Here is an 11,278-nt window from a genome sequence, read left to right on the forward strand (position 1 = left end):
TAACAGAATCGCACACTGCCGTGTGCGATATTGACCGAAGACGTGTCGCCGCTAGGGCGCCCGGACGGTCCGCGGCAGCAGCGAGACCGCGGTGTCGACGGCGGTCGTGACGTCGTCGCCGGGCGGGTAGAGCAGGGAGCGGCCGACGACGAGGCCGACGACGTTGGGCAGCGCGAGCGCGCGCTCCCAGGCCGCGAACGTCGCGTCCTGGTCCTGGTTGACCTCGCCGCCGAGCAGGACCGTCGGCAGCGTCGTCGCCGCGACGACGCGCTCCATGTCGGGCACCACCGGGACCTTGAGCCACGTGTAGGCCGAGGTCGTGCCGAGGCCCGCCGCGATCGCCGACGCGCGGATGGCCGCCTCGGTCGTGAGCAGGTTGCGCAGCCGGCCGTCGGTGCGCTGCGCCATGAACGGCTCGACCATCGCGACGAGCCCGTGTCGCGCGAGGTCGCTCACGGCCCGTGCGCAGGCCTCGACGGTGCCGGCGGTCGCCGGATCGTCGAGGGCGATGCGCGTGAGCATCTTGCCGCCCTCGTAGCCCATCGCGGCGATCGTCGCGGCGTCGTAGGCCGTGAAGCGGTCGTCGAGCTCCCACGCCGCGCCGGTCAGACCGCCGCGGTTCATCGAGCCGAACACCACCTTGCCCTCCAGCGCGCCGAGCAGCAGGAGGTCCTCGACGATGTCGGGCGTGCCGAGCACGCCGTCGACGCCCGGGCGCGAGAGCGCCAGGCACAGGCGGTCCAGGAGGTCGGCGCGGTCGGCCATCGCCAGCGGCCGTTCCCCGGCGCCCAGCGAGCCGCGCGCCGGGTGGTCGGCCGCGACGATCATCGTCGTGCCCGCGCCGTCCAGGGCCGCGGCCGGCCGCCGGCGCCGGGCGGCCGCCTCGGCGATCGCGGCGGGCCGGTGCGTCCGCGTCTCGATGATCGACTCCAGCGACTCGGGGCGCATCCGCCTCAGCTCTCGACGAAGTACGAGCCGTGGCCCTGGCCGCTGGAGAAGTAGCGGCTCGTCACGGTCTTCTTGCGGGTGTAGAACTCGACGGCGTCGGGCCCGTGGGCGTGGAGGTCGCCCAGGAACGAGTCCTTCCAGCCCGAGAACGGGAAGAAGGCGACCGGCGCGGCGACGCCGATGTTCACGCCGATCATGCCCGCCTCGACCTCGTGGCGGTAGCGGCGGACGGCCGCGCCGGACTCCGTGAAGATCGAGGTGCCGTTGCCGAACCGGCTGCGGTTGACCATCGCGATGGCGTCGTCCAGCGAGTCGGCCTTGACGATCGTGAGCACCGGCCCGAAGACCTCCTCCTGCACGATCGCCGCGTCGGGCGCGACGTCGTCGAGGATCGTCGGGCCGACGAACGCGCCGCCGGGGTTCAGCGCGGCGCCCGCGTCGCGCCCGTCCACGACGACCGTTCCGCCGTCGGCGATGCCGCGGTCGATCCACTCGGTGATCCGGTCGCGCGCGGCGCACGACACCACGGGGCCGACGCTCGTCGCGGCGTCCAGCCCGTCGCCGACCGACAGCGCCTCGGTGGCCTCCCGCAGCGCCGGCAGCAGGCGCTCGTGCGCCTCGCCCACGGTCACCACGACCGAGCCGGCCATGCAGCGCTGCCCGGCCGCGCCGAACGCCGAGCCGACGATGCCGTTGACGGTCTGCTCGATCACCGCGTCGGGCATGACCACCATGTGGTTCTTGGCGCCGCCGAGCGCCTGCACGCGCTTGCCGGCCTTCGCGGCGCGCTCGTAGACGAGCTTGGCGACGGGCGCCGAGCCGACGAACGACACCGCGTCGATCCCTGGGTGGTCGAGGATCCCGTCCACGACGTCGCGGCCGCCGTTGACGAGGTTGACCACGCCGGGCGGCAGCCCCAGCGCGTCGAGCTCCTCGAAGGCGATCTGCTGCGTGAGCGGCACCTGCTCGCTCGGCTTCAGGATGAAGGTGTTGCCGCAGCCGATCGCGAACGGCAGGAACCAGAACGGGACCATGGCGGGGAAGTTGAACGGCACGATCGCCGCGCACACGCCCACGGGCTGGCGGATCGTCTCGGCGTCGATGTTGCGCGAGACGTCCTCCAGGATGCGGCCCTGCATCGTCGTCGGGATCGCGCACGCGGCCTCGACCATCTCGATCATCCGCGCCACCTCGGCGCGGGCGTCGTCGATCGTCTTGCCCATCTCGGTGGTCACCGCGCGGGCGAGGTCCTCGCGGCGGCCGACGAGCCGCTCGCGCAGCTCGAAGAGCTTGCGGGCGCGGCCGATCGTGCTGACCGCGCGCCACGCGGGCAGCGCCTCGCGCGCCGCCGTGACCGCGGCGTCGAGGTCGGCGCGGCCCGAGAGCGGGACGCGCGCGAGCACCTCCCCGGTGGCGGGGTTGGTGACGTCGAGGGCCTCGGACGCGGCGGTCGCCGGCGTCCACTGGCCGCCGACGTAGTTGTCGAGCAGGCGGGTCGCGGTGGCGGACATGGGGTGCTCCTGGGGTTCTGGGGTCAACGGGACGCGGGCTGGGGATCCAGCGTCCACGCGTGGTCGGGATCGTTGGCGACGGCCCACGCCCGTGTCGGGCCGGCCATCACGTTCAAGTAGTACACGTCATACCCGGGCGGTGCGGAGACGGTGTGGTACCCACGCGGCACCAGGACGCAGTCGCGGTCGCCGAACGCGAGCGACTCGTCGAGCGTGCGGTCGTCGGTGTAGACCCGCTGCAGGCCGAAGCCGCGGGCCGGGGCGACGCGGTGGTAGTAGGTCTCCTCGAGGCAGGTCTCGTGCGGCGGGTCGTCGCGGTCGTGCTTGTGCGGAGGGTAGGACGACCAGTGGCCCGGCGGCGTGAGCACCTCGCAGACGAGCAGCGACTCGGCCGCGCGGTCGCCCATCAGGATCGGGTGGATGGTGCGCTCCAGCGCGCCGTGGCCGCGGGTCTCGACGTCGATCTCGTCGCCGGGCAGGACGCGGGCCGCGGCGCCGCCGCCGGGCGCGGGCGCCCAGCAGAAGCCGACCTCGGCCTCGTCGCCGGCGGCCTCGACGGTGACGTGCGTGGCGGGCGGCAGGTAGGCCGCGTCCGGCCGCCCGGACCACGGGTCGGGCCGGCCGCCGAGGTCGCGCCATTCGCCGTGCGGCGACCGCACGTGGACGGCGCCGGAGACCACGACGACGCAGAGCTCGCGGTCGCCGGTGTCGCGCTCGGCGCGCGCGGCGCCGGCACCGCCGAGCGCCACGGCCTCGAAGCCCACGTGGCGCCAGCCGGCCGACTCCGGCGTCACGCGCAGCAGCGTCCCGTCGGGCTCGGGGTCGCGCGACGGATGGACGAGCAGCTCGCTCATGGGACCTCCAGGTGGGTGCGCTGCGCCAGGCGCGCGCGGTCGTAGGCCGCGCGGGCGGTGCGGACGGAGTCCTGGTCGCTGACCTCGGCGACCGGCACGTCCCACCAGCCCTCGTAGCTCGGCACGCCCGCGTAGCGGTCGGCCTCGATGTGGATGACGACCGGGCCGGCGGCGCCGCGCGCGTCGGCCAGCGCCTGGCGCAGCTCGCCGATCGTGCGCGTGCGGATGACCCGGGCGCCGAGGCTCTCGGCGTTGGCGGCGAGGTCGACCGGCAACGGCTCGGCGGCGGCCGCCAGCGCGGCGCCGTCCGGCGCGTCGAGCGGCAGCGCGCCGTTGGCCGAGACCCGGTGGTGGGTCCCGAAGCCCGACGCCCCGACCGACCGCGACAGCGCGCCGATCGACGCGTAGCCGTGGTTGTCGACGAGCACGACGACGATCGGGAGGCGCTCGGCCACCGCGGTCACCAGCTCGCCGGGGAGCATCAGGTAGGAGCCGTCGCCCACCAAGACGTACACCTCGCGCTCGGGCGCCGCCAGCTTGACGCCCATCCCGCCCGGGATCTCGTAGCCCATGCACGAGTACCCGTACTCGACGTGGTAGCCCTTGCCGGCGGGATCGCGGGCGTGCCACAGCTTGTGCAGGTCGCCGGGCGCCGAGCCCGCGGCGCACACCACCACGCCGGTCTCGCCGGCCGCGTCGTTGATCGCGCCGATGATCGCGGCCTGCGGCGGCAGCGGCGGATCGCCGTCCGGCGCGGCGACGAGCCGCTGCACCTCGGCGGCCCAGCCGGCGGCCTCCTCGATCGCGTGCCGCTCCCAGCCCGCGTCGACGCGGTGGTCGTCGAGCTCCTCGGCGAGCTGCTCGAGCGCCACGCGCGCGTCGGCCACCACCGGCAGCCCGCTGTGCTTGGCGGCGTCGAAGCCCGTGACGTTGACGTTGACGAAGCGCACGCCCGGATCCTGGAACGCCGACTTCGACGCCGTCGTGAAGTCGCTCCAGCGCGTGCCGACGCCGATGACGAGGTCCGCCTCGCGCGCCAGGCGGTTGGCCGCCGCGGTGCCGGTCGCGCCGACGGCGCCGAGGCTCAGCGGGTGGTCGGAGACCAGCGCGCCGCGGCCGGCCTGCGTCTCGGCGACGGGGATGCCCGTGCCGTCGACCAGGTCGCGCAGCGCGACCGTCGCCTCGCTGTAGATCACGCCGCCCCCGGCAACGATCAGCGGGCGCTTCGCCGCGCGGACGAGGTCGGCGGCACGCGACAGCGCCTCGGGCGCGGGCGGCTGGCGGAACACGGTCCAGACGCGCGGCGCGAGGAACGCCTCCGGGAAGTCATAGGCCTCGGCCTGCACGTCCTCGGGCAGCGCGAGCGTCACCGCGCCGGTCTCGGCCGGGTCGGTCAGGACGCGCATCGCCTCCAGCGCGGCGGTCACCAGCTGCTCGGGGCGCTCGGCGCGCTCGTAGTAGCGCGACACCGGCCGCAGGCAGTCGTTGACCGAGACGGTCGCGTCGTGCGGGACCTCGAGCTGCTGGAGGACCGGGTGCGGCGTCCGCGTGGCGAACGTGTCGCCCGGCAGCAGCAGCACCGGCAGGCGGTTGATGGTGGCCCCGGCGGCGCCGGTGACGAGGTTGGTCGCGCCCGGCCCGACCGACGTCGTGCACGCGAACGCGCCGAGCCGGTTGCGCTGGCGCGCGTAGCCGGCCGCGACGTGGACCATGGCCTGCTCGTTGCGGGCCGGGTGGTAGGGCAGCAGGTCGGCGTGCTGCTGCAGCGCCTGACCGAGGCCGGCGACGTTGCCGTGGCCGAAGATCCCGAAGCAGCCGGCGAAGAACCTCGTGCGCACGCCGTCGCGCTCGATCTCCTGCGCGGCGAGGAAGCGCACGAGCGCCTGGGCGACGGTGAGGCGCGTCATGCGCGCGCCCCGCTGCCGACCAGCGGCTCGAGGTCGCCGAGCGTCGGCATCGCGTCCGCGCAGGCGAGCCTGCCCGCGACGTAGGAGCCCGCCGCGTTGGCGAGCCGCACGGTGCGCTCGACGTCATGGCCGTGCAGGAGCCCGTGCACGAGCGCGCCGCCGAACGCATCGCCCGCGCCGAGCCCGCAGACGACGTCGACGGGCACCGGCGGGATCTCGGTCAGCGAATCGCGCGTGCGCACGAGCACGCCGTCGGGGCCGCGCTTGACGATCGCCAGGCGCACGCCGAGGTCCAGCAGCGCCGCGGAGGCCTCGTGCGGATCGCGGGTCCCGACGGCCACCGCCACCTCGTCGCGGTTGCCGACGGCGACCGTCGCGTGCGCGAGCGCCTCGCGGGCGTAGCGGCCCGCCTCGGCCTCGTCGTCCCAGAACATCGGTCGGTGGTCGAGGTCGTGGACCGTGATGGCGCCGTCGTCGGCGTCGTCGCGCGCGGCCAGCGCGGCGAGCGTCGCCGCGCGGCTCGGCTGCGCCGACAGGCCGGTGCCCGTCGTCCAGAACACGCGCGCGGCGCGGATCGCATCGAGGTCGAGCTCCTCCGGGGCGATCGTCATGTCGGGCGCCGTCGGCTCGCGGTAGAAGAGCAACGGGAAGTCGTCGGGCGGGTGGATCTCGCAGAACACGACCGGCGTGCGCAGCGTCGGATGCGTGCCGACCCAGCGGTCGTCGACCCCGAACTCGCGCAGCGCCCGGCGCACGTAGGGGCCGAACGGGTCGTCTCCGACCTTGGTGATGACGGCGGAGCGAGCACCGAGCCGGGCCGCGGCGACCGCGACGTTGGTGGGGCTGCCGCCCAGCGACTTGGCGAACGTGCGCACGTCGGCGAGCTTGACGCCGATCTGCTCGGGGTACAGGTCGACGCCGACCCTGCCCATCGTGATGAGGTCCAGCGGCTGGGTCATGCGGCGCTCCGGGAGGGGTCCAGCTCGGCGCGCAGGCGCGCGAGCATCGTGTCGAGGTCGGGAAGCTCGGCGTCCAGCGCGGCGGCGGTCGCCGTCGCGTCCAGCCGCGTGTCGAACGGCACGCCGCCGGCCGGCAGCGCGGCGGGGTCGGGCGGGCCGACGGCCAGCAGGTTCTCGTCGAGGCCGAACGCCGCGACGGCGCGGCGGGCGAGGCCGACGCGATCGGCGTGCTCGCCGCCGCAGCAGTGCAGGGTTCCGGTGACGCCGCGCTGCACGGCGCGCCAGATCAGCTCCGCCGCGTCGGACGCGAGCGTCGGCGTCGCGAGGACGTTCAGGCCGGGGCCGTCCCACACGGTGAAGCGGCGGCCCTGGCGCAGCGCGTCGACCAGCGAGGCGACGAGGTAGCCGAAGCCGGCGTCCTGCCGGCGGGGCGTGTTGCGATGGGCGAGATGGAGGCCTTGCACGCCGGCGATGCGCGCGACCGTGCCGCGCTCGGCGCGCTCGGTGACCACCAGCTCGGAGGCGGCCTTGAGGAACCCATAGGGGTTGATCGGGTTGGGCGGCTCGTCCTCGGTTGCCGGTCCCTGCGTTCCGTCGAAGACCCAGTCGGTCGAGACGAGCACGAGGTGCGCGCCGGTCGCGTTGGCCGCGTCGGCGAGGTGGCGCGTGGCGCCCACGTAGGACGACCAGGCCCGCCGCCGGTCGGTCAGCAGCGCGGCCGGGTCGTTCCAGATCGCCGCGTGGACGATCGCGTCGGGCCGCGCCGCCGCGACGCTGCGCGCCACCGCCCGGGCGTCGGTGAGGTCGACGGCGCCGTGAGTCGGCGCCACCACGTCCGCGCCGTGGCCCGCGAAGGCGCGCGCGAGGTTGGAGCCCACGAACCCGCCGGCGCCCGTGAGGTACACGCGCGTCGCGCCGTCGCTCACGTCGCCTCGACCTCCTGCACCCGAACCGGCCGGCCCTCACGCAGCGAGCGCCACGCGGCCAGCCCGATGACCAGCGGCGCGCGGGCGTCGCGCGTCGTGACCGGCGGCGCCGTCCCGCTCTGGACGGCGGTGACGAACGCCTCCCACTCCTGGAGGTAGCTCGGCACGTAGCGGTCGAGGAAGAAGTACGGCAGCGCCGCGCTGCTCGTCCCGTCGGCGGTGCGCACGACGGTGGTGTGGGCGAGCGGGTTCTCGGAGGCCGCCATCCCCGCCGACCCGAAGACCTCCACGCGCTGGTCGTAGCCGTAGACCGCGCGCCGGGAGTTGTCGATCGCGGTCAGGCACCCGTCCTCGTGCACGAGCGTGACGAGCGCGGTGTCGACGTCGCCCGCGTCGGCGAACGACGGCTCCACGCGCACCGCGCCGCGGGCGAAGACCTCCACCACCTCGCTGCCGGTCACGAACCGGGCCATGTCGAAGTCGTGGATCATCATGTCCAGGAACAGCCCGCCGGAGTGGCGGACGTACTCCAGCGGCGGCGGCGCCGGATCGCGGCTGGAGATCCGCACGAGGTGCGGGTCGCCCACCGCGCCCGAGACGACGGCCTCGCGGACCGCCGCGTGCGCGGGATCGAAGCGGCGGTTGAAGCCGATCTGGAACGGCACGCCGGCGGCCTCGACGGCCTCCAGCGCGCGGTCGACCACGGCCAGGTCGAGGGAGACCGGCTTCTCGCAGAAGATCGCCTTGCCCGCCTCGGCGGCCGCGACGAGCAGGTCGGCGTGGGTGTCGGTGCTCGAGCAGATCGCGACGGCGTCCACGTCGGAGGCCAGCAGCTCGTCCACGCTGGCGGCCGCGGCGACGCCCAGCTCGCCGGCCACGTCACGCGCCGCGACGCCGAACGGGTCGTAGACCGGGCCGAGCGTCGCGCCGGGGACCTGGCGGGCCAACAGCTCGGCGTGCATACGGCCGATCCGGCCGACGCCGATGACGCCGATGCGCAGCGGGGCCACGGCGACCGCGGTGGCCTCCATCACGCCGCCTCCGCCGGCAGCAGGTCCACGACGTCCTCCCAGCGACCGCTGTCCACCGAGCGAAACAGCGCGTCCTGCACCGCCGCCCAGGCCAGCGCCGCGTCGAAGCCGGGCGCGTACGGCCGGCCCTCGACGACGGCGCGGCAGAACTCGTAGTCCTCGATCACGACCAGGTCCTCGTATCCGATGGGGTTGCCGGCGCCCGGGACGAACGCGCCGTGGTGGCCGAAGCGCTCCCCGCCGAGCACGGTCGTGTAGCCCGAGCCACGGTCCTCGGTGGCGCGGTAGAGCCGCAGCTCGTTGAGCTGCTCCAGGCTCCAGCCCGCCGCGCCGCGCGTCCCGTAGACGTCGAACGCCATCTGGCTCTCCGGCCCGATGATCGTGCGGCTGGCCTCGAACGTCCCGCGCGCGCCGCCGGCGAACTCGCACAGCAGCCCGGCGTAGTCCTCGTTGGTCACCGGGCCCGTGGGGTCGCCGGCGACGCCGCGCCCGTAGTGCGAGGAGGAATCGGACCCACCCACCCGCGGGAGGGGCCGCTCGGAGATGAACGTCGCGGTCGTGCCGAGCACCCGGGTGATCGGTCCGAGAAGCATGTGCCCCATGTCCACCGCGTGGCTGAGCAGGTCGCTCGTCACGCCGTAGCCGCCCTCCTCCTGCTGGAAGCGCCAGGACAGCGGCCCGAGCGGATCGCTGCCGTACATGGAGAAGAAGCGGCCGCGGTAGTTGGTGATCTCGCCCAGCTCGCCGGCGGCGATCAGCTCACGCGCGTACTGCACGAGCGGCGCCCAGCGGTAGTTGTAGCCCACGCCGCTGATCACGCCCGCGGCGCGGGCGGCGCGCGCCGCGCGGACGACGTGCTGGGGCGTCCCGCCCACCGGCTTCTCGCAGAACACCGCCTTGCCGGCCTGCGCGGCGGCCTCGACCAGCTCCACGTGGAGCATGTTCGGCGCCGCGACGACGACGATGTCGACCTCGGGGTCCTCGATCACCCGCTCCCACTCCGCGCCGCTGCGGCGAAAGCCGAACGAGTCGAGCGCGTCCTGCGCGAGCGCACCGACCGGATCGCTGCACGCCACGAGGACCGGGTCGAAGTCCCGGTCGGTAAACAGCGTCGGAATGCGCAGCATGGACCGCGCGTGCGCGTGGCCGAGCCAGCCGAACCCGACGACCCCGACGCCGAGGGTCCGGCGCGCTCGCGCGCCGGACCCGGCCCGCTCCTGGGCCACGGGCGTGCTCACGCGGTCGCCTCGGGGCGCTGCAGCTCGCGCTCGAGCTCGTGGGCCAGCGCGTCCAGCTCGGCGCCGCCCGACATCATCTTGACGAGGTCGTCGCGCTCGATCTCGCCCTTCTTCCACGCGCCCACGAGCTTGCCGCGGTTGAGGATCACGAAGCGATCGCCGACCGGGAAGGCGTGGTGCGGGTTGTGCGTGATGAAGATGACGCCCAGCCCGCGGGTGCGCGCCTGCGCAACGTAGCGCAGGACCACGCCCGACTGCTTGACCCCCAGCGCCGAGGTCGGCTCGTCGAGGATCAGGACCTTGGCCCCGAAGTACACCGCGCGTGCGATGGCCACGGCCTGGCGCTCGCCGCCCGACAGCGTGCCGACCGGCTGGTCGGGATCGCGGACGTCGATCCCCATCTTGCGCAGCTCGGCGACCATGGTCTCCTGCGCGAACTTGACGTCCACGCGGCGCGTCGGACCCCGCCCCTTCGTCGGCTCCGAGCCGAGGAAGAAGTTGCGCCAGATCGACATAAGCGGGACGGTCGCCAGGTCCTGGAAGACGGTGGCGATGCCGCGCTCCTTGGCCTCGCGCGGCGAGCTGAAGTGCGTCTCCTCGCCATCGACCAATAGCTGGCCCTCGTCGTGGCGGTGCACGCCCGAGAGGATCTTGATGAACGTGGACTTGCCCGCGCCGTTGTCGCCGAGGACGCACGTCACCTCGCCCGCGCCGACCTGCACGCTGACGTCCTTCAGCGCCGTGACGTTGCCGAAGAACTTCCCGATGCCGCGCACCTCGAGCAGCGGCGTCTCGCTCTGCACCGTGGCGCTCATCCTCGTGCCCCCTCCGCGCGCTTGCGGATGTAGTTGTTGACCAGGACGGCGACCAGCAGGATCACGCCGAGGAACAGGAAGCGCCAGTCGGTGTTCCAGCCGGAGAACTGGATCCCGATGAACGCCATGCCGATGATCAGGGCGCCGAGCGACGCGCCGACCGCCGAGCCGAAGCCCCCGGTCAGCACGCAGCCGCCGACGACCGCGGCGATGATGAACTGGAACTCGTCGCCGACCCCCTGGCCGGCCTGCGTCGAGGCGAGCCGCAGGGCGATCATGATGCCCGTCAGGGCGCAGACGAACGACGTCGTCATGAACAGCCCGATCTTCACCTGGTTGACCGGCACGCCGACGTTGCGCGCCGCGTCGGCGTCGCCGCCCACGCCGAAGATCCAGTTCCCCACGCGCGTGCGCGCGAGCACCCACGTGGCGAGCGCGGTGATCGCGATCCACCACAGGACGGTGATGCGGAAGTCGTGGGGCGCCCAGAAGCTGCCGCCGAAGAGCTTGTTGGCGCTGTCGTAGCCGGCGGCGGTGTCGAGCCCGCTGACGGCGACCTGGTTGGTGATGGCCTTGGTGACGCCGAGGTTGACGCCCTGCAGGATGAAGAAGGTCGCGAGCGTGACGATGAAGCTCGGGAGCTTGGTCGCCATGACGACGTAGCCGTTGACGAACCCGACCGCGGTCGCCGCCATCAGCGTCAGCACCATGGCCAGCCAGATGTTCATGTCGACCTTGGTGGCCAGGATGCCCATCATCAGGCCGGCCGAGCCGGTCATGACCCCGGCCGAGAGGTCGAACTCGCCGCCGATCATCAGCAGCGCGACGACGACCGCGGGGATCCCGATCGTCGAGGCGACGTCGGTCCAGTTCGCGATGCCGTCCAGGCGCAGGAACAGCGCGTTCTGGGTCCAGAAGAAGATCCCGACGACGACCGCCGCCAGGAGGGCCCCGATCTCCGGCCGGCGCAGGAGGCGGGCCATCGCGCCGACGTTCGCCAGGCGCTCGTCGGACACCGGGACCGGCGGCGGGGCGGCCGCCGCGGAGGACGCCACGGGAGCCGGTCCCGGGGCCGTGTCGTGCTTGCTC

General features: G+C 74.0%; 10 protein-coding genes. All 10 read right to left on the minus strand.

Annotation, left to right across the window (positions count from 1 at the left end; genetic code table 11):
* Positions 1–51 precede the first annotated feature (51 nt).
* From VK501_RS28110 to VK501_RS28155, 10 genes are read right to left on the minus strand one after another with little or no spacing between them, the layout of a single operon-like run.
* The gene (locus VK501_RS28110; RefSeq protein ID WP_324343370.1) at positions 52–948 is read right to left on the minus strand and encodes a Cgl0159 family (beta/alpha)8-fold protein; all 897 of its coding nucleotides are present in this window, start codon (positions 946–948) and stop codon (positions 52–54) included.
* 5 nt (positions 949–953) lie between these two features.
* Positions 954–2,459 (minus strand): CoA-acylating methylmalonate-semialdehyde dehydrogenase, encoded by a 1,506-nt coding sequence (locus VK501_RS28115; protein ID WP_324343371.1) that lies wholly within the window; start codon positions 2,457–2,459, stop codon positions 954–956.
* 23 nt (positions 2,460–2,482) lie between these two features.
* A complete protein-coding gene (gene iolB, locus VK501_RS28120; RefSeq protein WP_324343372.1) occupies positions 2,483–3,313 on the minus strand; it encodes a 5-deoxy-glucuronate isomerase in 831 nt (276 codons plus the stop codon).
* A complete protein-coding gene (gene iolD, locus VK501_RS28125; protein WP_324343373.1) occupies positions 3,310–5,220 on the minus strand; it encodes a 3D-(3,5/4)-trihydroxycyclohexane-1,2-dione acylhydrolase (decyclizing) in 1,911 nt (636 codons plus the stop codon). The genes iolB and iolD overlap by 4 nt, the downstream gene beginning before the upstream one ends.
* Positions 5,217–6,179, minus strand: coding sequence for a 5-dehydro-2-deoxygluconokinase (gene iolC, locus VK501_RS28130; RefSeq protein WP_324343374.1), 963 nt, complete (start codon positions 6,177–6,179; stop codon positions 5,217–5,219). The genes iolD and iolC overlap by 4 nt, the downstream gene beginning before the upstream one ends.
* A complete protein-coding gene (locus VK501_RS28135; RefSeq protein WP_324343375.1) occupies positions 6,176–7,105 on the minus strand; it encodes an SDR family oxidoreductase in 930 nt (309 codons plus the stop codon). The genes iolC and VK501_RS28135 overlap by 4 nt, the downstream gene beginning before the upstream one ends.
* Entirely contained in the window at positions 7,102–8,136 is a 1,035-nt protein-coding gene (iolG, locus tag VK501_RS28140; RefSeq protein ID WP_324343376.1) for an inositol 2-dehydrogenase, read from the minus strand. Before iolG ends, VK501_RS28135 begins: the two co-directional genes overlap by 4 nt.
* Positions 8,136–9,374 carry a Gfo/Idh/MocA family oxidoreductase gene (locus tag VK501_RS28145; protein ID WP_324343377.1) on the minus strand — a complete coding sequence of 413 codons (1,239 nt, stop codon included), beginning with the start codon at positions 9,372–9,374 and terminating at the stop codon, positions 8,136–8,138. Before VK501_RS28145 ends, iolG begins: the two co-directional genes overlap by 1 nt.
* Positions 9,371–10,189 (minus strand): ATP-binding cassette domain-containing protein, encoded by an 819-nt coding sequence (locus VK501_RS28150; RefSeq protein WP_324343378.1) that lies wholly within the window; start codon positions 10,187–10,189, stop codon positions 9,371–9,373. The genes VK501_RS28145 and VK501_RS28150 overlap by 4 nt, the downstream gene beginning before the upstream one ends.
* Positions 10,186–11,172 (minus strand): ABC transporter permease, encoded by a 987-nt coding sequence (locus tag VK501_RS28155; protein WP_349261081.1) that lies wholly within the window; start codon positions 11,170–11,172, stop codon positions 10,186–10,188. Before VK501_RS28155 ends, VK501_RS28150 begins: the two co-directional genes overlap by 4 nt.
* Between the last annotated feature and the right edge of the window lie 106 nt (positions 11,173–11,278).

The organism is Baekduia sp. (assembly GCF_035318805.1).
GTDB lineage: Bacteria > Actinomycetota > Thermoleophilia > Solirubrobacterales > Solirubrobacteraceae > Baekduia.

Bases quoted from the DNA above. Each gene is read 5' to 3' on its own strand.
- VK501_RS28110 (WP_324343370.1), bottom strand. From the start codon at position 948: ATGCGCCCCGAGTCGCTGGAGTCGATCATCGAGACGCGGACGCACCGG.
- VK501_RS28115 (WP_324343371.1), bottom strand. From the start codon at position 2,459: ATGTCCGCCACCGCGACCCGCCTGCTCGACAACTACGTCGGCGGCCAG.
- iolB (WP_324343372.1), bottom strand. From the start codon at position 3,313: ATGAGCGAGCTGCTCGTCCATCCGTCGCGCGACCCCGAGCCCGACGGG.
- iolD (WP_324343373.1), bottom strand. From the start codon at position 5,220: ATGACGCGCCTCACCGTCGCCCAGGCGCTCGTGCGCTTCCTCGCCGCG.
- iolC (WP_324343374.1), bottom strand. From the start codon at position 6,179: ATGACCCAGCCGCTGGACCTCATCACGATGGGCAGGGTCGGCGTCGAC.
- iolG (WP_324343376.1), bottom strand. From the start codon at position 8,136: ATGGAGGCCACCGCGGTCGCCGTGGCCCCGCTGCGCATCGGCGTCATC.
- VK501_RS28150 (WP_324343378.1), bottom strand. From the start codon at position 10,189: ATGAGCGCCACGGTGCAGAGCGAGACGCCGCTGCTCGAGGTGCGCGGC.
- VK501_RS28155 (WP_349261081.1), bottom strand. From the start codon at position 11,172: ATGGCCCGCCTCCTGCGCCGGCCGGAGATCGGGGCCCTCCTGGCGGCG.